Origin of the sequence: Streptomyces sp. NPDC006326 (assembly GCF_040612915.1) — a bacterium.
In the GTDB taxonomy this organism is placed as follows: domain Bacteria; phylum Actinomycetota; class Actinomycetes; order Streptomycetales; family Streptomycetaceae; genus Streptomyces.
On sequence record NZ_JBEXRC010000034.1, the window covers coordinates 17,335 to 41,266 of the forward strand.

Consider the following 23,932-nt stretch of genomic DNA (forward strand, 5'->3'; position numbering starts at 1 on the left):
CGAGGTCCCGGGGCCGGTGGAGGGCGCACGGCTGCGCCCCGCCACCAGGGTAGTCATTGAGATCGCCGCCGCAATGGGACGCAGCGGTGTTCCGTCGGCCCGGCGGCCGACCCGAAGCCCGCTCAAGACGGGTTCGAAGCCGGTACGAGGCCGGCGCGGCGGCGGCTCAGCGGTCGTGGGGGCCGGTGCCCCGGGCCTCGGCGAGCGCGCGCAGGGCGCGGGCGTCGCCGATGGCCTGCTGCCGGGCCACCCCGGGCTGGATGCCGAGGGCGGGCAGGCTGGTGCCGTCGCTCAGGTCCAGGAACACCCAGGGGTCGCCGGGGCGGAGGTTGACGCGCAGGATCTGCGCCCACTCCAGGCGGCGGGTGGTGGTGAGGTTGACGACGGTGACGCCCGTCTCGTCCGCGACCACTTTGGGGCGGCTGAGCAGGACGAGTACGGAGCTCAGCAGGGCGGCGGTGAAGACGAAGCTGATGCGTTCGCCGGGGCTGAGGTTCTCCAGGAGGAAGGCGATCGCCGTGATGGTGGCGAACACGGCGAGTCCGGTGCCCAGCAGGACGGCCCGCGTGCGGGTCGGCCGGAAGGTGACCGGCAGGGCGGGCAGTGCGGGCGGGGCGGTGGACTCGGCCATGGTGCGGTGCCTTCTGGGGGTGTGCGGCGGACGGGTGGCTCGGGGGCCGGGCGGGCCGGTTGTGGGCTGCCCGGCACCGAGCTCCTGCGGATCAGAGGCGGCAGGCGTGGATCGAGGTGGTGAGGATCGCGCGCGCGCCGAGCTCGTACAGGTCGTCCATGATCCGCTGTGCTTCCTTGGCGGGGACCATCGCGCGGACGGCGACCCAGCCCTCGTTGTGCAGCGGGGAGACGGTGGGCGACTCCAGGCCCGGGGTGAGGGCGACCGCGCGCTCCAGGTGCTCGGCGCGGCAGTCGTAGTCCATCATCACGTAGCTGCGGGCCACCAGGACGCCCTGGAGGCGGCGCAGGAACTGCTGGGCCTGCGGGTTGTCGGCGTCGGTGCCGTTGCCGCGGATGACCACGGCCTCCGAGGTGATGATCGGCTCGCCGATGACCTCCAGGCCGGCGTTGCGCAGGCTGGTGCCGGTCTCGACGACGTCCGCGATGATCTGGGCGACGCCGAGCTGGATGGCGGTCTCCACGGCGCCGTCCAGGTGCACGACGGAGGCGTCGATGCCGAGGTCGGCGAGGTGCTTGGCGACGATTCCCTCGTACGAGGTGGCGATCGTCATGCCGTGGAAGTCCTGGGGGCCCTTCGCGGTGCCGGGCTTGGTGGCGTAGCGGAAGGTGGAGCGGCCGAAGTTCAGCGGCAGGATCTCCTCGGCGCTGGCACCGGAGTCGAGCAGCAGGTCGCGGCCGGTGATGCCGATGTCGAGCTTGCCCGAGGAGACGTAGATCGCGATGTCCTTGGGGCGGAGGTAGAAGAACTCCACCTCGTTCTCGGGGTCGACGACCACGAGTTCCTTGGACTCCTTGCGCTGGCGGTAGCCGGCCTCATGGAGCATCGCCGACGCCGGTCCGGAAAGTGAACCCTTGTTGGGGACGGCGATGCGCAGCATGGGGATTCCTCGGGTGCGTAGGTGCGATGGGTGGGTGCGGGCGGGGGCCCGTGGACGGGCTCCGGCCTAGAGGTGCGCGTAGACGTCGTCGAGGGAGATCCCGCGCGCCACCATCATCACCTGAACGTGGTACAGCAGCTGGGAGATCTCTTCGGCGGCGGCTTCCTTGCCCTCGTACTCGGCGGCCATCCAGACCTCTGCGGCCTCCTCGACGACCTTCTTGCCGATGGCGTGGACGCCCTTGCCCACGAGCTCGGCGGTACGGGAGGTGCTGGGGTCGCCGTTGGCGGCCTTGAGCTGGAGCTCGGTGAAGAGCTCTTCGAAGGTCTTGGAGGGTTTGTTCGCCATGATGGTCCTCAGAATAAGGGGTCCCGCGCCGCCACTCAGCGCCAGGGTTCGCTGACGGTGCGCAGGGTCATGGCGGTGGAGACGGCGGCGGTGACCGCTTCGTGCCCCTTGTCCTCGTTCGACCCTTCGAGCCCGGCGCGGTCCAGCGCCTGCTCGTCGTTGTCGCAGGTCAGGACGCCGAAGCCGACGGGGACTCCGGTGTCGATCGACACCTGTACCAGGCCTTGGGTGACGCCCTGGCAGACGTAGTCGAAGTGCGGGGTGCCGCCGCGGATGACCACTCCGAGGGCGACGATGGCATCGTAACCGCGACCGGCCAGTACCTTCGCCACGACCGGGAGCTCGAAGCTGCCGGGGACGCGCAGCACGGTGGGCTCGTCGATGCCCAGTTCGTGCAGGGCGCGCAGGGCGCCGTCGACGAGCCCGTCCATGACCTTCTCGTGCCACTGGGCCGCGATCACGGCGACCCGCAGGTCGCCGCAGTTCTTCACACTCAGTTCGGGTGCGCCCTTGCCGCTCACAGCTCTGCTCCTCGGTACGTCTGGTGGTGGCTGGTTGCCGGTTACCGGTCGTCGGTTACCGGTTCTTGGTACGGATTACTGGTTGTTGCAGGTGGAGACGGTCTGGGCCTGGTCCAGCCAGGGCAGGTCGTGGCCCATCCGGTCCCGCTTGGTGCGCAGGTAGCGCAGATTGTGCTCCCCGGCCTCCGTCGGCATGGGCTCCCGCTGCGCGACCGCGATGCCGTGGTGCACGAGGGCGTCGGCCTTCTCGGGGTTGTTGGTCAGCAGCCTGACGCTCTTGACGCCGAGGTCGGCCAGGATCTGGGCGCCGGCGGCGTAGTCGCGGGCGTCGGCCGGCAGGCCGAGTTCCAGGTTGGCGTCGAGTGTGTCGCGGCCGCGCTCCTGGAGCTCGTACGCGCGCAGCTTGGACATCAGTCCGATGCCGCGGCCCTCGTGGCCGCGCAGGTAGACGACGACGCCGCGGCCCTCGTCCTTGATCCGGGCCATGGAGGCGTGCAGCTGGGGGCCGCAGTCGCAGCGCAGGGACTGGAAGATGTCGCCGGTCAGGCACTCGGAGTGGACCCGGACCAGGATGTCGGCGCCGTCGCCGATCTCGCCGTGGACGAGGGCGACGTGCTCGACCCCGTCGACGGTGGAGCGGTAGCCGTACGCGGTGAACTCGCCGAAGGCCGTCGGCAGGCTGACCTCGGCCTCGCGCCGCACGGTCGGCTCGGCGGAGCGGCGGTAGGCGATCAGGTCCTCGATGGAGATGATCGTCAGGCCGTGCTTGCGCGCGAAGGGGATCAGCTCGGGCAGGCGCAGCATCACGCCGTCCTCGCCGGCGATCTCCACGATCGCGCCGACGGGGCGCAGGCCCGCGAGCCGGGCGAGGTCGACGGCGGCCTCGGTGTGGCCGTTGCGGACCAGGACCCCGCCGGGCTTGGCGCGCAGCGGGAAGATGTGGCCGGGGCGGACGAAGTCGGAGGGCTGGGAGACGCCGTCGGCCAGCATCCGCAGGGTGGTGGAGCGGTCGGCGGCCGAGATTCCGGTGGTGACGCCGTGGGCGGCGCTCGCGTCGACGGAGACGGTGAAGGCGGTCTTCATCGACTCGGTGTTGTGCTGCACCATCTGGGGCAGTTCCAGGCGCTCCAGCTCCGGGCCCTCCATCGGGGCGCAGATCAGGCCCCGGCACTCGCTCATCATGAACGCGACGATCTCGGGGGTGGCCTTCTCGGCGGCGATGACGAGGTCGCCCTCGTTCTCGCGGTCCTCGTCGTCGACCACGACGACGGGCCGGCCGACGGCGATGTCGCGGATGGCCTGCTCGACGGGGTCGAGCCGGAAGGCCGATTCGAGGTCCAGGTCGAGATCGATCGCGGGCACGGGGTCGAGGGTGTTCATGCCGTTGCTCCTTCCATGGCCGGGGCGGGGGCGGTGCGCGAGCGCTGGTACCAGTCGTAGGCGCCCCAGAGGACGAGCGCGAAGTAGACGACGTAGACGAGGCCGGAGAAGGCCAGTCCGTTGGTGAAGGCGAGCGGGACGCCGACCAGGTCGACCAGGAGCCAGGCGAACCAGAACTCGACCAGGCCGCGGGCCTGGGCGACCATCGCGACGATGGTGCCGACGAAGATGTAGGCGTCGGCCCACGGGCTCCACGACAGGTTCGGGAAGAGGGTGAACAGGCCGCCGACGGCGAGGGTCCCGAGGGCCGCCCCCGCGAGGAGCAGTCCGCGCTCGGCCCAGGTGGCGGTGCGGACGGCGATGGAGCCGTCCTGGGCCTGCTGCTTGCCGCGCTGCCAGGCGCGCCAGCCCCACAGGGCCACGCCGATGACGAGGAGCTGCTTGCCGACGCCCCCGGAGAGGTGGGCGGAGGCGTAGGCGGCGATGAGGATCAGGCCGGACAGGAGCTGGGCGGGCCAGGTCCATATGGAGCGGCGCCAGCCGAGGGCGAGGGCGGCCAGGCCCATCAGGTTGCCGATCATGTCGGACCAGATGACCTTCTGTCCGAAGACGGTGAAGGCTTCCGCGTTGAGCCAGGTCAGGGCGCTCACCGGTGGTCCTCCTGGGCGTGCAGCGGGTTCACGCCGGCGGCGAGCAGGCGCTCGACGTACTTGGCGAGGACGTCGACCTCCAGGTTGACCGGGTCGCCCGGCTGCTTGATGCCGAGGGTGGTCAGCGCGAGGGTGGTGGGGATGAGGCTGATGCTGAAGTGGTCGGCGCCGGCCTCGACCACGGTGAGGCTGACGCCGTCCACCGTGATGGAGCCCTTCTCGACGACGTAGCGCGCGAGGTTCTGCGGGAGGGAGATCCGGACGATCTCCCAGTGCTCGGAGGGCGTCCGGGACAGGATCTCGCCGGTGCCGTCCACGTGCCCCTGGACCAGGTGGCCGCCGAGCCGTCCGCCGAGGGCCATCGGACGCTCCAGGTTGACGCGGGAGCCTTCGGTGAGGGCGCCCAGGCTGGAGCGGTTGAGGGTCTCCTGCATGACGTCGGCGGTGAACTCGCCGTCGGCGGTCTCCACGACGGTCAGGCAGACGCCGTTGACGGCGATGGAGTCGCCGTGCTTGGCGCCCTCGGTGACGACGGGGCCGCGCAGGCGGAAGCGGGAGGCCTCCGAGAGCTGCTCGACGGCGGTGACCTCGCCCAGTTCTTCGACGATTCCGGTGAACACTCAGTGCTCCTTGGGGGCGGTGGCGGGAACGGCGGTGATGCGCAGATCGGTGCCGATGCGGACGGTCTCGGTGAGGTCGAGGCGTACCGCGCGGGTGATGGTGTGGATGCCGGCGTCGGCGAGGGCGGCGGGTCCCGCGCCCAGGAGGGCGGGCGCGAGGTAGCCGATGACCCGGTCGACGGCCCCGGCCCGCAGGAGGGTGCCCGCGAGGGTGGGGCCGCCTTCCAGGAGGACGGAGCGCACGCCGCGGGCGTGCAGGCGGGTGAGCAGGTCGTGGACGGCGATGCGGCCGTCGTGCAGGGGCAGCCGCAGCAGGTCGACGCCCGGCAGGTGCCGGGTGTCGGCCTCCTCGCCGACGACGAGCAGGGTGGGCGCCGCCCCGTCGAGGATGCGGGCGGTGGGCAGGAGGGCGGCGCGGGTGTCGAGGGCGACGCGCAGCGGCTGGGTGGCGCCTTCGATGCCGCGGACGGCCAGGTGCGGATCGTCGGCGCGCAGGGTGCCGCCGCCCACGAGGACGGCGTCGGCCTCGGCGCGCAGCCGGTGGACGTCGGCGCGGGATTCCGGGCAGGTGATCCAGCGGCTGCTGCCGTCCGAGGCGGCGCTGCGGCCGTCGAGGGTGGCGGCGTACTTCCAGGTCACGTGCGGGCGGCCCAGGCGTACGGAGGTGAGCCAGGCGGTGTTGCCGGCCTCGGCCTCGGCCTCCAGGAGCCCGCCCTCGGTCTGGACGCCGGCGGCGCGCAGCGTGGCGGCGCCTCCGCTGGCCTGCGGGTTCGGGTCGGCGACGGCGTAGACGACGCGGGCGATGCCGGCCTCGGCGAGGGCCTGCGCGCAGGGTCCCGTACGGCCGGTGTGGTTGCAGGGCTCCAGGGTGACGTAGGCGGTGCCGCCGCGGGCGGCTCCGCCTGCGGCGCGCAGGGCGTGCACCTCGGCGTGGGGGCCGCCGGCCTGCTGGTGCCAGCCTTCGCCCACGGGGACGCCTGCGGCATCGGTGATGACGCAGCCGACGACGGGGTTGGGGCTGGTGGAGCCGAGTCCGCGGGCTGCGAGTGCGATGGCGCGGCGCATGGCGGATACGTCGGCGTCGGCGCTGTGCGCTGCGTACGCGGCGTGGTTCGCCACCGGGTCCTCCTGCCTCATCGGGCACGGACTCCGGGGCCTGTCGGGATACGACAGATGGAGCGGTCCAGCGCGCACGGGGACGCCGAGGCCGGAGAAACGGTCCGCCCGGACGTATCCGCAGGGATACGCCGATGGACCGCCGACGGCGGCGTACCGGTCACTGGCCCGCCGCGCACTGCCTCCCATCCGGACTTTCACCGTCGGTCCAGGAATTTCACCTGGTCAACCGGCCGCTGGCTGCGGACGGGTCGCGGACTATACCGCCGGTTCGGAATTACACCGACCCCGGAGTGCGCTGCTTACTGGTACTGGAGCCAGTCTGCCACGGGTGATCGGCGGCCATGCGGGTGAGGAGCTGTGGCCTGGGTCACAGGACGGCCTTCCGGCCGGAGTCCGTCAGGTCCGGCCGGGGTTGGTCCAGACCTATTGACGATGTGGTCTAGTCCTCTTAACGTTCCCTTCATCTTCCCCGGGAGACGGCCCGTCAGATGTGCGCACGTCTCGGGCCGGCACGCACCACACGTACGCCTGTTGTGCCCTTTTCGTGCCCCCCATCCTCCCCTCCCCAGGAGGCACCATGCCGTCCCCCACACGTACGAGAGCGATGCTCCTGGCATCCGGCGCCGCGATCGCCGGACTGCTGGTGGGCGGGCTCTCGGCGGGCGTCTCCCAGGCCGCCGACAACGAAGGCTGTCGCCCGGACGGGCTCTACAAGACGGCCGGCGTCGACGTCCCCTACTGCTCGGTCTACGACTCCGAGGGCCGCGAGAAGATGGGCGCCGACCACCAGCGACGCGTGATCGGATACTTCACCGGCTGGCGCACCGGCAAGGACGGCACCCCCGCCTACCTCGCCGGCAACGTCCCCTGGTCCAAGGTCACCCACCTGAACTACGCCTTCGCCCACGTCGGCGCCGACAACAAGATCTCCGTCGGCGCGGACAACGCGGACAACGCCGCCACCGGGATGACCTGGCCGGGCGTCGCGGGCGCCGAGATGGACCCGGCCCTCCCCTACAAGGGCCACTTCAACCTGCTGAACAAATTCAAGAAGCAGTATCCGAACGTCAAGACGCTGATCTCGGTCGGCGGGTGGGCGGAGACCGGCGGCTACTTCGGGGACGACGGCAACCGGGTCGCCTCCGGCGGCTTCTACTCGATGGCCACCAACGCCGACGGATCCGTCAACCAGGCCGGCATCGACACCTTCGCCGACTCCTCGGTCGAGTTCGTCCGCAGGTACGGCTTCAACGGCGTCGACATCGACTACGAGTACCCGACCACGATGAAGGACGCGGGCAACCCCCTGGACTGGCAGCTCTCCAATGCGCGCCGGGCCGGGCTCGTCAAGGGCTACGCCGCCCTCATGAAGTCGCTGCGCGAGAAGCTCGACCGCGCGGGCGCCGCCGACGGCAGGCACTACCTGCTCTCCGTCGCCGCCCCCTCCTCCGGCTACCTGCTGCGGGGCATGGAGACCTTCCAGATGCAGAAGTACCTGGACTACGTCAACATCATGTCCTACGACCTGCACGGCGCCTGGAACGAGTACGTCGGCCCGAACGCCTCGCTGTTCGACGACGGCAAGGACGCCGAACTCGCCGCCGCGGGCGTCTACTCCACCTCCCAGTACGGCGGCATCGGCTACCTCAACTCCGACTGGGCCTACCACTACTTCCGCGGCTCCATGCCCCCGGGCCGCATCAACATGGGCCTGCCGTACTACACCCGCGGCTTCAAGAACGTGCAGGGCGGCACGGACGGCCTGTGGGGCAGGGCCCCGGCCACCGCCTGCCCGGCCGGCGCGGGCCTGACCAAGTGCGGTGACGGCGCGGTCGGCATCGACAACCTGTGGCACGACCTGGACGCCAACGGGGTGGAGTCCCCGGCCGGCTCCAACCCGATGTGGCACGCCAAGAACCTGGAGAAGGGGGTCGTCGGCGACTACGCCACCCGCTACGGCTTCCCGGCGAACACCCCCCTGACCGGCACCTACGTGCGCAAGTACAGCTCCACGCTGGTGGCTCCGTGGCTGTGGAACGAGCAGAAGAAGGTCTTCCTGTCGACGGAGGACGAGCAGTCGGTGGCCGCCAAGGCCGACTACGTCGTGAACAAGGGCATCGGCGGCACCATGGTCTGGGAGCTGGCGGGCGACTACGCGTACAACTCCGCCAAGGGCCAGTACGAGATGGGCGACACGCTCACCACGACGATGTACGAGAAGTTCAAGTCGGCGTCCCCCTACGGGGCCAAGCGCGCCACCACCGCCGTGCCGAGCCAGGCGATCAAGGTGGACGTGGACTTCGGGCAGTTCCCGCTGGGCGACTCCAACTACCCGATCAGCCCCAAGCTGAAGATCACCAACAACACGAAGGCGACCCTCCCCGGCGGCACGGAGTTCCAGTTCGACTACTCCTCCTCGGCCCCGAACAACGCCAAGGACCAGTCGGGTTGGGGCACCACGGTCATCCGCAGCGACCACACGGGCAGCAACGTCGGCGGTCTCAAGGGCGACTACAACCGGGTCTCCCTCAAGCTGCCCTCCTGGCAGTCGCTGGCACCGGGCGCCTCCGCGGAGATCGACTTCGTCTACTACCTGCCGACCTCGACCCCGTCCAACTGGACCGTGAGCTTCGGCGGGAGCACGTACGGCCTGGCCGGCGACCTGGCCCGCGGTACGACGGTCGTCGAGCCCGGCGGTACGACCACCCCGCCGGCCACCCCGCCGGCCACTCCCCCGCCCACGACCACACCGCCGACCACGCCGCCGCCGACCGGCCCGCCCACGGGCGGCACGTGCACCGGCCCGGCGTACGCGGCGGGCACGGTCTACACCGCCGGCCAGGTCGTCTCCCACAAGGGGCACGGCTGGAAGGCGCAGTGGTGGACGCAGAACGAGGAGCCGGGCACCACGGGCGAGTGGGGCGTCTGGAAGGACCAGGGCTCCTGCTGACCCGCTGCGGATGAGGAAGCGCGAGGACCCGGTGGCCCGGCGGCCGCCGGGTCCTCGCACGTACGCTGCTGCGGTGAGCACACAGACAGCCGCCTGCGCCGCGGAATTCGAGGAGCACCGGGGCCGGATGTTCGGCATCGCCTACCGCATGCTCGGCTCCGCCGCCGAAGCCGAGGACACCGTGCAGGACGCCTACCTGCGCTGGAGCTCCGCCGATCGCGGGCAGATCGAACACCCGGGGGCCTGGCTCGCCAAGGTCGTCACGCACCTGTGCCTGAACCGCCTCACCTCGGCGCGGGCCCGGCGCGAGGAGTACGTCGGCCCCTGGCTCCCGGAGCCGGTGCTCACCGGGGACGGAACGCTCGGCCCGCTGGAGTCGGCGGAGCAGCGGGACAGCGTCTCGATGGCCCTGCTGGTGCTGCTGGAGCAGCTCACGCCGGTGGAGCGGGCGGTGTACGTGCTGCGCGAGGCCTTCGCGTACGGCCACCGCGAGATCGCCGGGCTCCTCGACCTGTCCGAGGCCAACTGCCGCCAGCTCTACCGGCGGGCCGCCGGCCGGGTGTCCGCCCCGAAGCCGCGCTTCGCGCCGGACCCCGAGCAGTGGCGGAGCCTGGTGGAGACCTTCCTGACGGCGGCGCGGGACGGCGACCTGACCCGGCTGGAGAGCCTGCTGACCGCCGACGCGCGGTACGTGGGCGACGGCGGCGGGGTCGTGAACGCGGCCCGGCGGCCCGTCCTGGGCCGGGACAAGGTGGCCCGGTTCCTGGTGGGCGTGCTGCGCAAGTGGACGGGCGGCTTCTCGCTCACCTTCGCGGAGGTCAACGGGGAGCCGGCGCTGGTGTTCGACGGGGCCGGGGTCCTGCTGGTGGACTTCGAGGACGGGCTGGTCAGCGGTATGCGCAGTGTGATGAACCCGCAGAAGCTGGAATTCCTCCAGCGGCAGCTGTCACATTCCTGAGGGCTGTCCGGTCCCGGCTGGTGAACGCAAGCCCTTCAGGGAAGGAACGGACACCATGAGCACCATCCTCGTCACCGGAGGCACCGGAACCCTCGGCAGGCCGGTCGTCGCGCGGCTGCGCGCGGCGGGCCACGACGTACGCGTCCTGAGCCGGCACGCGAAGGACCACCCGGTCGATCTGCGCGACGGCAGCGGGCTGGACGCGGCGATGGCGGGCGCGGAGGTGGTCGTGCACTGCGCGAGCACGCCGCGGGGCGGTGACGAGGTGGCCGCCGGGCATCTGGTCGATGCCGCCCGGCGGGCCGGGACGGTCACGAACATCGTCTACATCTCGATCGTCGGGGTGGATGTGGTGCCCTTCGCGTACTACGAGGTGAAGTACAAGGTGGAGCGGCTGCTGGAGGAGTCGGGGCTGGGAGTGACGATCCTGCGCACGACCCAGTTCCACGACCTGGTGGCGACCGTGACGGAGACGCTGGCGAAGGTGCCGGTGCTGCCGGTCCCGCTGCCGAAGGGGGTGCGGGTGCAGCCGATCTCCGTCGAGGAGGTCGCCGACCGGATGGCGGAGCTGGCGGTCCCGACCCCGGCGGGCCGGGTCCCGGACATGGGCGGCCCGGAGATCCGCACCCTGGTGGACCTGGGCCGCGCCTACCTGGCGGCGACGGGGCGCAGGCGGCCGGTCGTCCCGCTCCCGCTGGCGGGCAAGGCGTACGCGGCGTTCCGCCGCGGCGGCAACCTGACGCCGGCGCACGCGGTGGGCCGCACCACCTTCACGGAGTTCCTGGCGCGCCGCGGTTGACGGCTCCGGGCGGGGGCATGGCCGCGGCGACCCCGGCGACGTGGACGCCGCGGCTTGGGCGTCAGGGGGTGAAGAGGGTGCTCTGGGCGGCTTCCCGGGCTGCCAGGCGGGCGCCCGTGAGGACCGCCGGGTCTCCCAGTGCGGTGGCGCGGACCTCGGTGGGGACCGGGGTCAGCGTGGCCAGCCGGGCGGCGACCGCGGCCGCCAGTGCGTCCCCGCCCGCCCGGCCGAGCTCCCCCGCCAGGACCACGCAGCCCGGGTCCAGGACGGCCGCGACGGCCGCCGCCCCGAGGGCGAGCCGTGCCGCGAGGGCCTCCAGGAAGGCGGTCCCGGCGGCGCCGGCCACCGCCTCCTCCACCGGCCCGGTGAAGCCGTGCTCCGCGGCCAGCGCGGCCACCGCCGCACGGCCCGCCAGCGCGTGGAAGCCGCCCCCGCAGTCCGTGGCGGAGGGCAGCCCGGCCGTCCCCGGCACCGGCAGGAAGCCGATCTCGCCCGCCCCGCCGGAGGCCCCCCGGCGCAGCCGCCCGTCCAGGACCACCGCCGCGCCGACGCCCGCGCCGAGCCACAGCAGCACGAAGGAGTCCAGGTCCCGGGCGGCGCCCACCCGCTGCTCCGCCAGGGCGGCGAGGTTGGTCTCGTTCTCCACCACCACCGCGGCCGGCAGCCGCCGCCCGAGCGCCGCCACGAGGTCGCGGTGCCAGGACGGCAGTCCGGCCGTGCCGCGCAGTTCCCCGCTGGCCGGGGCGACCAGGCCCGGGGCTCCGACCACCACCGTGTGCAGCGGATCGGCGCCCGCCTCCCGGGCGAGGGCCTCCAGGACGTCCACCGCCTCGTCGACGGCGTCCACCGGCAGTGCGGCCTCGGCGAGCGGGCGGCCCAGCAGGTCCGTGACGACCGCCGTCGCCCTGTCCGTCCGTACGTCCAGGGCCGCCAGATGGGCCCGGCGGGCGACGATCCCGTACAGCCGGGCGTTCGGGCCGCGGCGCTGTTCCCCGGACTGCCCCACGACCTCGATCAGTCCGGCGTCGGCGAGCCGTTCGACCAGGTCGGCGACCGACGGGCGGGAGAGGCCCGTCTTCGCCTTGAGCTGGGTGGCCGTCAGGGGCCCCTCCTCCTGGAGGAGTTGCAGGGCGAGCCGGTCGTTGATGGCCCGGGCCGTGCTCGGTGACGCGGGTGTCGCGGGCGGTGCGGGCGACACGGCGGCGGCGGTCAGGGCATTGGCAGGAGTCACGGCGCCCATCCTAGGCAGCTTCCGGCCCTCACTATCAGGCAGGTTCCCTGATAGTTTAAATCCCATGACCGGGGAAACCGACCTCAGCTCTGCGCGCCTGCGCCACGCCCGCCTTGCCATAGCCGGCGTCTTCTGCACGCACGGAGCCGTCACCGGCTCCTTCGCCACCCGCATCCCGTGGATCCAGGAGCACGCACACCTCGGCGCGGGCACCCTGGGGCTGGCGCTGGCCTTCCCGGCCCTCGGTGCGGCGCTCGCGATGCCGCTGGCCGGGCGGATCAACCACCGTTTCGGGGCCCGGACCGCCCTGCGCGGCCTGCTGGCCCTGTGGACGCTCTCCCTCCTCCTGCCGGCCCTCGCCCCCAACCTGGTGACCCTGTGCTTCGCCCTCTTCGTCTACGGGGCCACCTCGGGGATGTCGGACGTGGCGATGAACGCGCTCGGGGTGGAGACCGAGAACCGGCTCGGCCGCTCGGTCATGTCCTCCCTGCACGGCATGTGGAGCGTGGGCGCGCTGCTCGGCTCGGCGGCCGGCACCGTCGCCGCCCACACCAGGGCCGACGCCCGGCTGCACCACCTGCTCGCCGCACTGGCCCTCACCGCGGCCGGGCTGCTCTGCGTACGGGGCGTGCTCGATCTGCGCAGTGCCGCCGGGGCCGAGGCTCCGGCGCACTTCGCGCTGCCGCCGCGGTCCGCGCTGCTCATCGGCGCGATCGGCTTCTGCGCGGTCTTCGCCGAGGGGGCGAGCCTGGACTGGTCGGCGGTCTACCTGCGGGACGTGCTCGACACGGACGCGGGCCTCGCCGCCGCCTCGACCACCGCCTTCGCGCTCACGATGGCCGCCGCCCGGCTGGCCGGCGACCGGGTGGTGGACCGGTTCGGGCCGGTGCGCACGGTCCGGGCGGGCGGTGTCCTGGCCACCGCGGGCGGGCTGCTCGTGGTGACGGCCGGCCATCCGGCCGCCGCCCTGGCGGGCTTCGCGCTGATCGGGCTCGGCATCTCGGTCGTGGTCCCGCTGGCCTTCGCGGCGGCTGCCCGCAGCGGGCCCGCCCCGGCGCAGGCGATCGCCGGCGTCGCCACGATCACGTACACCTCGGGCCTGATCGCCCCGTCGGCGATCGGCGCCGTGGCGGACGCCAGTTCCCTCGTGGTCTCCTTCGGGCTGGTCACCCTGCTGGCGTTCGCGCTGGTGGCGGGGGCGGCCGTACTGCGGCAGCGGCCCGCCGCCCGTACGACGGAGGCCGCCGATCGGGACGAACCGGCCCGTATCCGTCCGTAGTGCAGGGCCTGCCGCCCGCACGGCCCCCTCGTACGCGGGCCGTTGGTCCTCGTTCGCGGCGTTCTTCCCCACCCGGTTCGCCCGAACCGGCGAAGCGCACGGCCAAGTTCCCCGGATCCGGGCCCGCGGCTGGGACGCTGCCTCCCATGGAAGCGGTGCTCGCGCGGATGCGCGCCCTGGACGAGCGGCTCCCCGCGCAGGACGGTGTCGCCGTCTTCAACCGGGTGTACCTGACGGTCACGCAGGCCCTGTACGAGGGCATCGGCCGCGGGGAGTTCCCCTCGCCGCGGCGGGCGCAGACCCTGAGCGTCCGCTTCGCCGAGCGGTACCTGACGGCGGTGGAGGCGGACCGCGCCCCGGCCTGCTGGCGGCCGCTGCTCCAGTACCGCCGCCACCCCGGGGTACGGCCGCTGCAGCACGCGCTGGCCGGGATCAACGCGCACATCGGGCACGACCTGGCCCTGGCGGTGGTGTCCACCTGCCGGGCGCTGGACTGCGAACCCCGGGCGCTGGAAGCCGACTTCGACCGGGTCGGCGACACCCTGGTCTGTCTGGAGGAGCACATCCGGGAGGACCTGATGCCGGGCCCGGACCTGCTGGAGATCGCCGACCCGCTGACGCACCTGCTCGGCTCCTGGAGCCTGGACCGCGCCCGCGGCGCCGCCTGGTCGGCGGCCCGCCTGCTGTGGACCCTGCGCCGTACGCCCGAACTGGCGGAGGAGTTCACGGAATCCCTGGACGCGGGCGTGGGCCTGGTGGGCCGCTGCCTGCTGACCCCGACCGGCTGAACCGCCGGCCGGCCGCGACCGGCCCCGAACGGCCGCTGCCGCGTACGGCCCGCACGTGAAAACGGGCCGCCGCCGCGCCTGTGCGCGGGGGCGGCCCGTGGTCACGGGGCCGGAGGGGCCGGGTGGGTCAGTCCTCCGGGAGTTCGACCGGGGCGATCTCGTCGTAGACGTCGCCCGGGCCGGGGTTGGTGGCGTCGGTCGAGCCGCCGAGGTGGTGCATGACGCCCCAGACGGCGTTCAGGGCGGTCTGGACCGCACCCTCGGCCCAGCCGGCCGTCCAGGAGATGTCGTCGCCCGCGAGGAAGATGCCGCGCTTGTCCTCGGGGAGGCGGTCCTGCATGAAGTGGGTGAACAGGCGCCGCTGGTAGCGGTAGTGGCCCGGGAGGTTGGCCTTGAACGCGCCCATGAAGTAGGGCTCGTTCTCCCACGACACCGTCACCGGGTTGCCGATGATGTGGCGGCGGATGTCGACCTTCGGGTAGATCTCGCCGAGGGACTTCAGCATGACCTCCATCCGCTCGTTCGCGGACAGCGGCAGCCACTTCAGGCTGTCGTCGCACCAGGTGTACGACAGGCAGATGACGGCCGGCTGGTCGGGACCGTTGTCCAGGAGGTACGTGCCGCGCGTCATGCGGTCCGTGAGGGTCATCGACATGACGTCGCGGCCCGTCTCCTCGTCCTTGTCCAGCCAGAACGGGCGGTCCACCGGGATGAAGAGCTTGGAGCTCTCCATGTAGTGGGTGCGCTCCATCGCCGTCCAGTGGTCGATCGGGAACAGCGAGTCGTCACACGCGATCTTGGACAGCAGCATCCAGGACTGCGCGGTGAAGATCGCCGCGCGGTACGTGCGGATGTCGCCGGAGGCGTCGGTGACCGTGATGCGGTTGCCGGCCGTGCGGTGCAGGCGGGTCACCGCCGGGCGCGGGGTGCCCTCGTGCAGGGAGGACAGCGAGGTGCCCTGGGCCCAGTGGACGATCTTCTCGGGCTCGCGCTCCCACAGGCGCAGCGGCAGCTGCTGCGAGCCGCCGACGATGCCGCGGTGGTGGTCGTCCGCCTCGGTGTAGACGACGCGCAGGATCTCCAGGATGGAGTTCGGGAAGTCGGTGTCCCAGCCGCCCGTGCCGAAGCCGACCTGGCCGAAGATCTCGCGCTTGCGGAAGGACTGGAACGCCTCGGACTTGCAGAGGAACCCGTAGAAGGTCTCGTTGTCGAGCTTCTCGACGAGCTTGGCCCAGATCTCGCGGATGCGCGGGACGTCGCGCTCGCGCATCGCCCGGTTCATGTCGGAGAAGTCGGCGCCCTCGTCGAGGCACGCGTTCCACGCGTCGGCGACGTCGCGGTAAATCTGCGGCAGGTCGGCGATGGTCTCGGCGTAGTGGGTCTCGCCCTTGAGGTCCACGACCGTCGAGGGGGTGGCCTCGGCGAGCGGGTTCGGGAAGGGCTCGGTGACCAGGCCGACCAGGTCGATGTAGTGCTGGAGCGCCGTGGAGGAGGGCGGGAAGCGCATGGCGCCCATCTCCGCGGTCAGACCCTCGGTGCCGGTGCCCTCGAAGCCCACGGTCCGCAGCCGGCCGCCGATCTGGTCGGCCTCGTAGACGACGGGCTTGAGGCCCATCTTCATCAGCTCGTACGCGGAGATGATCCCGGACAGGCCACCGCCGATGACGGCGACCTCGGTGCCGTGCTCGGTCGCCGGTATCTGGCCCAGCCCCGCCGGGTGGGCGAGGAAGTCGTCGTACGCGTACGGGAAGTCCGGGCCGAACATGGTGATCGGCGGCTGTCCGTCGCTGTGCGGGACGGCGGTGGTGGGCACCGTGGACGTCATGGGGTACGGCTCCTTGCAGGGTGGGGCAGGGGGGAGGGCGGCGCGGGCGTGGCTCAGACGAGGGAGGCGTAGAGCCCGGGGCGGCGGTCGCGCAGGTAGGGGTTGGTCTCGCGGGAGGCGCGCAGCAGCTCGGGGTCGGCCTCGCCGAACACCAGCTCCTCGCCGCGGCCGGCCCGGGTGCGGGTGGCCCCGTCGGGGCTCGCCAGGCAGCTGAGTCCGACGAACTCGAACTCGCCTTCGGGACCGGTGCGGTTGACGTACGCGATGTACATCTGGTTCTCGAAGGCCCGGACGGGGACGAGCTGTTCGGCGACGAACTGGAACGGGTGCATCTGTGCGGTCGGCACCAGGAGGAGGTCGGTGCCGGCCAGTGCGTGCGCCCGGACGTTCTCCGGGAACTCCACGTCGTAGCAGATCATGACGCCGATGCGGAGGCCGCCCAGGTCGGCCTGGACGACGGGGGTGTCGCCGGGCGTGAACGCCTCCTGCTCGAAGCGGCCGAAGAGGTGGGTCTTGCGGTAGTTCGCGAGCCGCGTCCCGTCGGGGCCGATGAGCTGCGCCGCGTTGTAGACGGTCTCGCCGTCCCGCTCGGGGTAGCCGTACAGGACGGCGACGCCGTGGCGGCGGGCGATGGAGCCGATGGCGTGGGCGGATTCGCCGTCGGCCGGCTCGGCGAGACCGGCGATGTCCTCCACCGGCAGGGCGTAGCCGGTGAGGTACATCTCCGAGGTCACGAGGAGCCCGGCCCCCGCCTGTGCGGCGCGCGCCGCGGCCTCGTCGAGCGCCTTCAGGTTCTCGGCGGTGTCGCCGAGCCGTCCGGAGCTCTGGAGGAGTGCGGTGCGCAGCGGGGGCATGGGCGTACCTCTGTGGCAGGAGGGGTGGGGTGTCCTACGAAGGTACGTTTGCGCGTTCGACCCCGACAAGCCGTGACCGTTGCGCTCCGCGCATCGAATCGTTGCGTGTTTCGACAGCCGGGCGGCGATTCGTTGCGCGGCGGCCTTCGGTCCCTCGCGGGAGGGGCGGGGCTCAGGCCGTCCCGGCGCCCCGGGGGTCCCCGTGGAAGGCGGGGTGGGCGCTCATGCGCCGCAGGTCGTCCAGGATATCGGGGGTGTCGTTGCTGACGATGCGGCCGCTCCAGGTGTCGCACAGGGCGGGGACGGCGAGGGTGCCGTCGTAGTGGTGCCCGGCCGCCTCGTAGGCCCGGCGCAGCGCGGTGTACGAGGCCTGCGTCCCGAGCACGGTGGCGGCGACGCCGCGTTCCAGCCCGAGCAGGGCCAGGGTGTCCGCGACGCGCCGGGACAGCGGACAGTCGGCGGAGAGGTAGAGGCGGTAGCGGTGCGGGACGGGGGAGAACCCGGCGCCGATGCGGCCCCGCAGGACGGGGGCCGGGCCGGTGCGGGGCAGGACCATCTGAAGCATGACTCTCCTGGGGCGTGGCGGGACGCCCGGCGGCATGCTGCGCGCCGGGTCACGGGGCCGTGCGGGAGACGTACGCGGGACGTGCGTACGGAGGCGGGAAGCTCAGGCGGCGGGAGCTCAGGCGGCGGCGCGGAACGCGCTGCAGACGCGCAGGAGGTCGATGTGCAGGCGCCGGGTCAGCCACCAGCGGCGGAGGGTCTGCGCCCCCGCTTGCGCCGTCCAGGCCATCTCCACCGGCTCCGCCCTGCCCTCGGCGCCCCGGGGGGCATAAATTCGCCCGCGCCGGACGCTGATCCTCGTGACCGTCGTCCCCAGCAGTCTCGTGGCGGTGCGCGGGGCCGTCAAGAAGGTGGTGGCGCCGGGCACGGACCGCCCGAGGGAAGGAGCCCTCCCCCTCATGTCGCCCGACACCGGCACGGTTTCCCCCGCCACCGCCCCCGCCCCCGCCCCCGCTCGCGATGCCGGCGATGTCGCCGCCGTTCTGGACAACCCCGTCTGGTCCGCGCTGACCGGGCCCGCCCGCGGCTTCGCCGAGACGGGCCCCGCGGGCCTGGCCGCCCGCTACGTCGGGGACGCCTCGCCCTTCGCGGCGCTCGCCGACCCGGAGGACCCGGCCGCCTGGGCGGACCTGGCCGCGCTGGCCGGCCCGGGGGCTCCGGTCTGGGTCACCGGGCTGCTGACCCCGCCCGAGGGGTGGACCACGGTGGCTTCGATCGCGGGCGTACAGCTGGACGGCCGGGCGGTACGGCCCGAAGCCGCGCCCGAGGCGGTCCGGCTGGGCCCGGCCGACGTGCCGGAGATGCTGGAGCTGGTGGCACTGACGAGGCCGGGCCCGTTCCTGGACCGCACCGTCGAACTGGGCACGTACCTCGGGATCCGGCACGAGGGGCGGCTCGTCGCGATGGCGGGCGAGCGGATGCGGCCGCAGGGCTGGTCGGAGATCAGCGCGGTCTGCACCCACCCCGACCACCGCGGCCAGGGCCTGGCGGGCCGCCTGATCCGCGCGGTGGCGGCGGCGGTCACCGCACGCGGCGACCACCCCTTCCTCCACGCGGCGGCGGACAACACCCCGGCCATCGCCCTGTACGAGTCGATGGGCTTCACCCTCCGCCGCAACCCCCTCTTCCTCGGCCTGCGCACCCCGGAGGAGCAGGTCTGAGGGGGCCCGACCCGCACGGGCAGCCGGCTCGGGTGAGGTACACCACACAGAGAATGAGGAATTGGACATCGAGCGTCGCGCCCGGCAGCCTTTGGCAGTTGACCATAACCAGGGATGGGCGTTGTAGGTGGATACCCGTACGTCTCGGTGGCAGCTGCGGTGGTCTCATGGCACCGTTGCAGACCTCCTGACCGGCCGGAACAACAGCATGGGTTTCATCCGGCTGATTCTTGCGACAGCCGTGGTCGTCTCCCATGCGAGAGTGCTGGGTTTCGGCAGGACCGAGTTCGGCCACTCCTTCACCCATGGCCAGGTCGACCTCGGCAAGTGGGCGGTCTACGGGTTCTTCATTCTCTCGGGGATCCTCGTCACCCGCAGCGGGGTACGCCTGGGGTTGGGGCGCTTCCTGTGGCACCGGGCGCTGCGCCTGCTGCCTGGACTGTGGGTGTGTCTGTTCTTGACGGCGTTCGTCGCCGCTCCGCTCCTGTACTGGCGAGTACACGGGACCCTGGCGGGTTTCACGGGGCGTGCCTGGGGGCCGCTGGAATACCTGCGGTCCAACGGGGCGATCCAGCTCAACCAGAACGACGTGTCCGACGTCATGGCCGATGCCATGGGCAAGGGCCTCGCACACGACCGCAGCATCGACGGCGCACTGTGGTCGCTGTATTACGAGGTCCTCTGCTACGTGGGCGTGGCAGTTCTGGCCCTGACCGGTGTACTCGCACGCGCCCGGCGCGCCGTACTGCTGATCACCTGCTTCCTGGGCTGGCTGGTCATACGGCAAGCCGTGGGCGACCGGTTCTGGGCGGGTGCCTTCGAGGCCTCCTACTTCCACCCGCTCGACCTGCCGGTGGTGGGCTACACGAACCCGGTTCTCGTCATCTACCTCGGCTTCGCGTTCGCGCTGGGCGCGGTCATCGAGCTGTACGGCCATCGCGTTCCGGTCAGCGACGCGCTCGGAATCGGTTCGCTCCTGGTAGTGCTCGGCAGTGCCCGCTACGGGTTTCTCTTCGTGGTGGGCATACCCGCTTTCGCCTACCTTCTGGTGTGGCTGGCGATCCGGCTTCCGGCACCCTTCCGCCGGGTCGGCGCGCGACACGACTACTCGTACGGCATCTACATCTACGGCTTCGTCGTCGAGCAGGTATTGGCCGTATTCGGCTTCGGGCGTTGGGGGCTGTTGCCCTATCTCGGCCTGAGCCTCGCCGTGACCGTCATGTTGGCGGTGGGGTCGTGGCACTGCGTCGAACGTCCCGCCATGCGCCTGAAGGACCTGGGCAGAGGCCGCCCGCGATCCCGGCGAGCTTCCCCCTCGGGGCGGCCACCGGCGGTTTCCGTCGGGGTGTCCCACTCACCTGAGCGGAACAAGGTCACCACGGCCCTCTGAGCAAGCGACTGAGGGGGGTGAGGCATTGCGCCTCACCCCCCTCGGTCATGGGTCGGGTCAGGCTGACGTTTGGCGGCGCGTGGAGCGGTCACACGCGGGGCGTCCCCCCGTTGACACAGAAGGGAACTGCCATGACCGATGTCTCTCGCCTGCCCGGCTCCGCGGCCCATCACTGGCAGTGGCAGCTGCGTGCGGCCTGCCGGGAACTGGGGCCGGGGCGATTCTACCATCCGGCCGGGGAGCGGGGTGAGGAGCGGGAGGACCGGGACCAGGCCGCGAAGCGGGTCTGCGCGGTCTGCCCGGTCCGCGCCGCGTGCCTGGAGCACGCCCTGCGGACCCGGGAGCCCTTCGGGGTGTGGGGCGGGCTGACGGAGGAGGAGCGCCGTACGCTGCTCAGCCGCACCTGCACCGAGCAGGAGCGCCGCACCCTGATAAGCCGCGCCTCCGCCGAGGCCGCGCACGTCACTGCGGGGGCGCGGGGCTAGGCCGGGGCGCCCGAGGTGAAGCGGCGGAGGAGGGGGGAGAGGACGAGCACCGATTTGGTGCGCTCCACGAACGGCTCGCCCGCGATGCGTTCCAGTACCCGCTCGAAGTGCCGCATGTCGGAGGCGAAGACCTGGACGAGGGCGTCCGCGTCGCCGGTGACGGTCGACGCGGACACCACCTCGGGGTAGCGCTCCAGACCTCGCCGGATGTCGTCGGGCGAGGTGTTGTGGCGGCAGTAGATCTCGATGAAGCCCTCGGTCTCCCAGCCCATGGCGGCAGGGTCGACCCGGACGGTGAAGCCGGTGATGGCTCCCTCCGCCCGCAGCCGGTCCACGCGCCGCTTCACGGCGGGCGCCGAGAGGCCGACCTCGGAGCCGATGTCCGCATAGGAGCGGCGGGCGTCCTCGGCGAGGGCGTGCACGATGCGTTCGTCGAGATCGTTCAGTCGCACTGCGGGTGGATCACTTCTCTGCTGTGGCCACTTCTTCTTCCGTGGCCAGACGGGAGCGGCGGATGCCGTACAGGAAGTAGAACACGAGGCCCACGATCATCCAGCCACCGAAGACCATCCACGTGGCGGTATCGAGCTCGAACATCATGTAGCCGCAGGCGAGGGCGCCCAGGATCGGGGTGACCGGGAAGAGCGCCACCTTGAAGGTGCGCGGCATGTCGGGCTTGGTGCGGCGCAGGATGACGACGGCGACGTTGACCAGGCCGAAGGCGAAGAGGGTGCCGATGCTGGTGGCGTCGGCGAGCTTGCCCAGCGGGATGAAGGCGGCGAGGACGCCGCAGAAGAGGGAGACGATCACCACGTTGGCGCGGGGGGCGCCGGTCTTCTCGTCGACCTTGGCGAAGACCTTGGGGACGAGGCCGTCGCGGGACATCGCGAAGAGGATGCGGGTCTGGCCGTAGAGGACGGCGAAGACGACGGAGAAGATCGCGACGATGGCGCCGGCGGCGAGGACGACGCCCCAGACGCTGGTGCCGGTGACGTCGGTCATGATCTGGGCGAGCGCGGCCTCGGTGCCCTCGAAGTCCTGCCAGGGCATGGCGCCGACGGCGACGAAGGCGACGAGCACGTAGAGGACGGTGACGATGGCCAGCGACAGCATGATCGCGCGCGGCAGGTCCTTCTTCGGGTCCTTGGCCTCCTCACCGGCGGTGGAGGCGGCGTCGAAGCCGATGTACGAGAAGAAGAGGGTGGAGGCGGCGGCGCTGATGCCGGTGACGCCGAGCGGGGCCAGCGGGGTGTAGTTGCCGGCCTTGATGCCCATGACGCCGATGCCGATGAAGAGCAGCAGGGTGACGATCTTCACGCCGACCATGATCGAGTTGACGGTGGCGCTCTCCTTGGCGCCGCGCATCAGGAAGACCATCGAGAGCAGGACCACGATCAGGGCCGGCAGGTTGATGAACCCGCCCTCACCCAGCGGCGCGGAGACCGACTCGGGGACGGTGACGCCGATGGTCCCGTCGAGGAACTCGTTGAGGTACTGGCCCCAGCCGACGGCGACGGCCGCGACGGAGACGGCGTACTCCAGGACCAGGCACCAGCCGCAGACCCAGGCGATGAGCTCGCCCATGGTGGCGTACGCGTACGAGTACGAGGAGCCCGAGACCGGGACGGAGCCGGCCAGCTCGGCGTAGGAGAGGGCCGAGAACAGGGCGGTCAGGCCCGCGATCACGAAGGAGATCGTCACGGCCGGGCCGGCCTTGGGAGCGGCGGTGCCGAGGACGACGAAGATGCCGGTGCCCAGGGTGGCACCGATGCTGATCATCGTCAGCTGCCACATGGTGAGCGAGCGGCGCAGGGTGCCGCCCTCGCCCTGGCCGCCCTCGGCGACGAGCCGCTCGACGGGCTTGCGGCGCAGCAGCGGGTTCACGGGCTTGCGCGTCTCCGGGGAGAGCGGGGGTGCCTGGCCCTGATCGAGCACGAGGGGACTCCTTTGACACTGCGGATGGGGACGGTTCGGGCGTCGACCGCAGCGGTCCGGAGCAGTTGGCAGACGGGGGTGAGCCCGTCTGGGCATGGGGGACCGCCGAGCAGGCGGTCTGCGCCACTCCACGTACAGGGGGTGAGCCTACGAGCTGAGTGATACTGCCCGTAATGCACCATCCTTGCACATTGGCGCACGATCGTTGCACGGATCTGTCCGGGATGGCCGTTTGTTGCGCGCCGATGTTCGATCAGTGCGCAGGAGCCTCTCACCCCCTTTCTTGACACCTCGTCAGTTCTGCCGCAGCGTGCCGCCATGGATCCGGACGTGCTCCCCGTCCGCGCGAGGTACGGGTGAACGCGGTGGCCCCGGGCCGTGCTCCGTCGCCGGACGGCGGGGTAGGCGTCAGGTTCCCCCCATCCCACGATCGGAGGCGAGCAGTGACCACCGAGGACACCGCCCGGCACGCGCCGTACACCACGCCCTGGCTGGACCCGGCGCCGTTCCTGCGCGGGGTCGCCTGGCTGGACCGGGGACGCCCGGTACGGGCCGACCCGGCGGACACCATGCGGCTGCCCTGGGACACCGGCGAGCGGGCCACGCTGCCCATCGGGGTCCGGCTGGAGTTCAGGGCCGAGGGGGCGCACGCGGTGGAGGTCCGCTACCGGGCGACCGTTCCCGGGCCCACCGACGCCCTGCGTGACCTGGCGCACGGCTTCGCGCTGTGGGACCGCCACGGGGTGGTCCGGGAGGTGTGGACCGAGCCGGCCGAGGAGGCTGTCGTACGCATCGAGCTCCCCGGGGGCCCCGGACCCTTCACCCTCCACCCGCCCGAGGCCCAGTCCCCGCTGATCCTCGGCCTGCGCGCGGTCGGCGGCGCCCTCGTCCCCGCCCCGCCCGCCCCGCGCTGGGTGGTGCACGGCGACTCGATCACCGAGGGCTGGTGGTCCACCCGGCCGGCCCACGGCTGGCCCGCGGTCACCGGCCGGGCGCTCGGCTGGGACACGGTCAACCTCGGCTACGCCGGCGCCGCGCGCGGCGAACTCGCCACCGCCGAGCAGCTCGCGGCCCTGCCCGCCGACGTCCTCACCCTCGCCTTCGGCACCAACTGCTGGTCGCGCGTGCCGTTTTCGGCGCCGCTGATGTACGAGACCACCCGCGCCTTCCTCGACCTGGTCCGCCACGGCCACCCGCGCACCCCGCTGCTGCTCCTCTCCCCCGTCCTGCGGCCGGACGCCGAGCGCACCCCGAACCGGCTGGGCGCCACCCTGGGCGCCCTGCGCGACGCCATGGAGCGGGCGGCCCGGGACCGGATCGCCGCCGGGGACGGCCGGCTGGTCCTGCTGCCCGGCCACGACCTGCTGGGCCCCGAGCACCTGGCGGACGGCCTGCACCCCAACGACAGCGGACACCAGGTCCTCGGCCTCGCTGTGGCCACGGCTCTGCGGCGGGCCGGGTTCGCCGCGGGGTGAGTGAAACAGCCCACACCGCCCTTCGTGAAC

Annotated in this window: 24 protein-coding genes and 1 riboswitch; of the genes, 9 read left to right on the plus strand and 15 right to left on the minus strand. The window is 72.2% G+C overall.

Annotation, left to right across the window (positions count from 1 at the left end; genetic code table 11):
- Window positions 1–166: 166 nt before the first annotated feature.
- The 8 genes from ABZ128_RS24225 to ribD form a co-directional block, all read right to left on the minus strand.
- Window positions 167–631 carry a PH domain-containing protein gene (locus tag ABZ128_RS24225; protein ID WP_356850888.1) on the minus strand — a complete coding sequence of 155 codons (465 nt, stop codon included), beginning with the start codon at window positions 629–631 and terminating at the stop codon, window positions 167–169.
- Window positions 632–722: 91 nt separating this feature from the next.
- Complete coding sequence (gene hisG / locus ABZ128_RS24230; protein ID WP_356850889.1) at window positions 723–1,571, minus strand: ATP phosphoribosyltransferase; 849 nt, start codon at window positions 1,569–1,571, stop codon at window positions 723–725.
- A gap of 66 nt (window positions 1,572–1,637) precedes the next feature.
- The gene (locus ABZ128_RS24235) at window positions 1,638–1,919 is read right to left on the minus strand and encodes a phosphoribosyl-ATP diphosphatase (protein WP_356850890.1); all 282 of its coding nucleotides are present in this window, start codon (window positions 1,917–1,919) and stop codon (window positions 1,638–1,640) included.
- A 35-nt stretch (window positions 1,920–1,954) separates the two neighbouring features.
- Window positions 1,955–2,440, minus strand: a complete 486-nt coding sequence (ribH, locus tag ABZ128_RS24240; RefSeq protein ID WP_215031692.1) for a 6,7-dimethyl-8-ribityllumazine synthase — start codon at window positions 2,438–2,440, stop codon at window positions 1,955–1,957.
- 75 nt (window positions 2,441–2,515) lie between these two features.
- The gene (locus ABZ128_RS24245; RefSeq protein WP_356850891.1) at window positions 2,516–3,820 is read right to left on the minus strand and encodes a bifunctional 3,4-dihydroxy-2-butanone-4-phosphate synthase/GTP cyclohydrolase II; all 1,305 of its coding nucleotides are present in this window, start codon (window positions 3,818–3,820) and stop codon (window positions 2,516–2,518) included.
- Complete coding sequence (locus tag ABZ128_RS24250; protein ID WP_356850892.1) at window positions 3,817–4,470, minus strand: nicotinamide mononucleotide transporter family protein; 654 nt, start codon at window positions 4,468–4,470, stop codon at window positions 3,817–3,819. The genes ABZ128_RS24245 and ABZ128_RS24250 overlap by 4 nt, the downstream gene beginning before the upstream one ends.
- Complete coding sequence (locus tag ABZ128_RS24255; RefSeq protein WP_356850893.1) at window positions 4,467–5,090, minus strand: riboflavin synthase; 624 nt, start codon at window positions 5,088–5,090, stop codon at window positions 4,467–4,469. Before ABZ128_RS24255 ends, ABZ128_RS24250 begins: the two co-directional genes overlap by 4 nt.
- Window positions 5,091–6,155, minus strand: a complete 1,065-nt coding sequence (gene ribD / locus ABZ128_RS24260; protein WP_356850950.1) for a bifunctional diaminohydroxyphosphoribosylaminopyrimidine deaminase/5-amino-6-(5-phosphoribosylamino)uracil reductase RibD — start codon at window positions 6,153–6,155, stop codon at window positions 5,091–5,093.
- Window positions 6,156–6,377: 222 nt separating this feature from the next.
- A riboswitch (FMN riboswitch) is annotated at window positions 6,378–6,507 on the minus strand.
- 279 nt (window positions 6,508–6,786) lie between these two features.
- Between ribD and ABZ128_RS24265 the strand changes: the two genes are divergently transcribed.
- The 3 genes from ABZ128_RS24265 (at window position 6,787) to ABZ128_RS24275 (ending at window position 10,916) form a co-directional block, all read left to right on the plus strand.
- On the plus strand, window positions 6,787–9,159 hold the full coding sequence (locus ABZ128_RS24265) for a chitinase C-terminal domain-containing protein (protein ID WP_356850894.1): 2,373 nt from the start codon (window positions 6,787–6,789) through the stop codon (window positions 9,157–9,159).
- A gap of 73 nt (window positions 9,160–9,232) precedes the next feature.
- A complete protein-coding gene (locus ABZ128_RS24270; protein ID WP_356850895.1) occupies window positions 9,233–10,117 on the plus strand; it encodes an RNA polymerase sigma-70 factor in 885 nt (294 codons plus the stop codon).
- Window positions 10,118–10,172: 55 nt separating this feature from the next.
- Complete coding sequence (locus tag ABZ128_RS24275; RefSeq protein ID WP_356850896.1) at window positions 10,173–10,916, plus strand: NAD(P)H-binding protein; 744 nt, start codon at window positions 10,173–10,175, stop codon at window positions 10,914–10,916.
- A gap of 61 nt (window positions 10,917–10,977) precedes the next feature.
- Here ABZ128_RS24275 and ABZ128_RS24280 read toward each other — a convergent pair whose 3' ends face one another.
- The gene (locus ABZ128_RS24280) at window positions 10,978–12,156 is read right to left on the minus strand and encodes an ROK family transcriptional regulator (protein WP_356850897.1); all 1,179 of its coding nucleotides are present in this window, start codon (window positions 12,154–12,156) and stop codon (window positions 10,978–10,980) included.
- 55 nt (window positions 12,157–12,211) lie between these two features.
- Here ABZ128_RS24280 and ABZ128_RS24285 point away from each other — a divergent pair, with 55 nt between their 5' ends.
- Window positions 12,212–13,426 (plus strand): MFS transporter, encoded by a 1,215-nt coding sequence (locus ABZ128_RS24285; protein WP_356850898.1) that lies wholly within the window; start codon window positions 12,212–12,214, stop codon window positions 13,424–13,426.
- 146 nt (window positions 13,427–13,572) lie between these two features.
- The gene (locus tag ABZ128_RS24290) at window positions 13,573–14,214 is read left to right on the plus strand and encodes a DUF5995 family protein (protein WP_356850899.1); all 642 of its coding nucleotides are present in this window, start codon (window positions 13,573–13,575) and stop codon (window positions 14,212–14,214) included.
- A gap of 127 nt (window positions 14,215–14,341) precedes the next feature.
- On the opposite strand, the gene ABZ128_RS24295 is transcribed toward ABZ128_RS24290, so the two are convergent.
- From ABZ128_RS24295 to ABZ128_RS24310, 4 genes are all read right to left on the minus strand, one after another.
- The gene (locus ABZ128_RS24295) at window positions 14,342–16,039 is read right to left on the minus strand and encodes an NAD(P)/FAD-dependent oxidoreductase (RefSeq protein WP_356850900.1); all 1,698 of its coding nucleotides are present in this window, start codon (window positions 16,037–16,039) and stop codon (window positions 14,342–14,344) included.
- 53 nt (window positions 16,040–16,092) lie between these two features.
- Window positions 16,093–16,893, minus strand: a complete 801-nt coding sequence (locus ABZ128_RS24300; RefSeq protein WP_356850901.1) for a carbon-nitrogen hydrolase family protein — start codon at window positions 16,891–16,893, stop codon at window positions 16,093–16,095.
- A 172-nt stretch (window positions 16,894–17,065) separates the two neighbouring features.
- Entirely contained in the window at window positions 17,066–17,458 is a 393-nt protein-coding gene (locus ABZ128_RS24305) for a hypothetical protein (RefSeq protein WP_356850902.1), read from the minus strand.
- Between the two features lie 117 nt (window positions 17,459–17,575).
- The gene (locus ABZ128_RS24310; RefSeq protein ID WP_356850903.1) at window positions 17,576–17,824 is read right to left on the minus strand and encodes a hypothetical protein; all 249 of its coding nucleotides are present in this window, start codon (window positions 17,822–17,824) and stop codon (window positions 17,576–17,578) included.
- A gap of 31 nt (window positions 17,825–17,855) precedes the next feature.
- Here ABZ128_RS24310 and ABZ128_RS24315 point away from each other — a divergent pair, with 31 nt between their 5' ends.
- From ABZ128_RS24315 to ABZ128_RS24325, 3 genes are all read left to right on the plus strand, one after another.
- Window positions 17,856–18,617 (plus strand): GNAT family N-acetyltransferase, encoded by a 762-nt coding sequence (locus tag ABZ128_RS24315; RefSeq protein WP_356850904.1) that lies wholly within the window; start codon window positions 17,856–17,858, stop codon window positions 18,615–18,617.
- Window positions 18,618–18,825: 208 nt separating this feature from the next.
- Window positions 18,826–20,007 (plus strand): acyltransferase, encoded by a 1,182-nt coding sequence (locus ABZ128_RS24320; protein ID WP_356850905.1) that lies wholly within the window; start codon window positions 18,826–18,828, stop codon window positions 20,005–20,007.
- A 131-nt stretch (window positions 20,008–20,138) separates the two neighbouring features.
- Window positions 20,139–20,492, plus strand: coding sequence for a WhiB family transcriptional regulator (locus tag ABZ128_RS24325; RefSeq protein ID WP_356850906.1), 354 nt, complete (start codon window positions 20,139–20,141; stop codon window positions 20,490–20,492).
- Here ABZ128_RS24325 and ABZ128_RS24330 read toward each other — a convergent pair.
- A complete protein-coding gene (locus tag ABZ128_RS24330) occupies window positions 20,489–20,944 on the minus strand; it encodes an Lrp/AsnC family transcriptional regulator (RefSeq protein ID WP_007262967.1) in 456 nt (151 codons plus the stop codon). The two genes, ABZ128_RS24325 and ABZ128_RS24330, sit on opposite strands and share 4 nt — an antisense overlap.
- Window positions 20,945–20,954: 10 nt before the next feature.
- Window positions 20,955–22,427, minus strand: a complete 1,473-nt coding sequence (locus ABZ128_RS24335) for an amino acid permease (RefSeq protein ID WP_356850907.1) — start codon at window positions 22,425–22,427, stop codon at window positions 20,955–20,957.
- Window positions 22,428–22,870: 443 nt separating this feature from the next.
- Between ABZ128_RS24335 and ABZ128_RS24340 the strand changes: the two genes are divergently transcribed.
- Window positions 22,871–23,902 (plus strand): GDSL-type esterase/lipase family protein, encoded by a 1,032-nt coding sequence (locus ABZ128_RS24340; RefSeq protein ID WP_356850908.1) that lies wholly within the window; start codon window positions 22,871–22,873, stop codon window positions 23,900–23,902.
- Window positions 23,903–23,932 lie beyond the last annotated feature (30 nt).

Bases quoted from the DNA above. Each gene is read 5' to 3' on its own strand.
- ABZ128_RS24225 (WP_356850888.1), bottom strand. From the start codon at position 631: ATGGCCGAGTCCACCGCCCCGCCCGCACTGCCCGCCCTGCCGGTCACC.
- hisG (WP_356850889.1), bottom strand. From the start codon at position 1,571: ATGCTGCGCATCGCCGTCCCCAACAAGGGTTCACTTTCCGGACCGGCG.
- ABZ128_RS24235 (WP_356850890.1), bottom strand. From the start codon at position 1,919: ATGGCGAACAAACCCTCCAAGACCTTCGAAGAGCTCTTCACCGAGCTC.
- ABZ128_RS24245 (WP_356850891.1), bottom strand. From the start codon at position 3,820: ATGAACACCCTCGACCCCGTGCCCGCGATCGATCTCGACCTGGACCTC.
- ribD (WP_356850950.1), bottom strand. From the start codon at position 6,155: ATGCGCCGCGCCATCGCACTCGCAGCCCGCGGACTCGGCTCCACCAGC.
- ABZ128_RS24265 (WP_356850894.1), top strand. From the start codon at position 6,787: ATGCCGTCCCCCACACGTACGAGAGCGATGCTCCTGGCATCCGGCGCC.
- ABZ128_RS24275 (WP_356850896.1), top strand. From the start codon at position 10,173: ATGAGCACCATCCTCGTCACCGGAGGCACCGGAACCCTCGGCAGGCCG.
- ABZ128_RS24280 (WP_356850897.1), bottom strand. From the start codon at position 12,156: ATGGGCGCCGTGACTCCTGCCAATGCCCTGACCGCCGCCGCCGTGTCG.
- ABZ128_RS24285 (WP_356850898.1), top strand. From the start codon at position 12,212: ATGACCGGGGAAACCGACCTCAGCTCTGCGCGCCTGCGCCACGCCCGC.
- ABZ128_RS24290 (WP_356850899.1), top strand. From the start codon at position 13,573: ATGGAAGCGGTGCTCGCGCGGATGCGCGCCCTGGACGAGCGGCTCCCC.
- ABZ128_RS24295 (WP_356850900.1), bottom strand. From the start codon at position 16,039: ATGACGTCCACGGTGCCCACCACCGCCGTCCCGCACAGCGACGGACAG.
- ABZ128_RS24300 (WP_356850901.1), bottom strand. From the start codon at position 16,893: ATGCCCCCGCTGCGCACCGCACTCCTCCAGAGCTCCGGACGGCTCGGC.
- ABZ128_RS24305 (WP_356850902.1), bottom strand. From the start codon at position 17,458: ATGCTTCAGATGGTCCTGCCCCGCACCGGCCCGGCCCCCGTCCTGCGG.
- ABZ128_RS24315 (WP_356850904.1), top strand. From the start codon at position 17,856: ATGTCGCCCGACACCGGCACGGTTTCCCCCGCCACCGCCCCCGCCCCC.
- ABZ128_RS24320 (WP_356850905.1), top strand. From the start codon at position 18,826: ATGGGTTTCATCCGGCTGATTCTTGCGACAGCCGTGGTCGTCTCCCAT.
- ABZ128_RS24325 (WP_356850906.1), top strand. From the start codon at position 20,139: ATGACCGATGTCTCTCGCCTGCCCGGCTCCGCGGCCCATCACTGGCAG.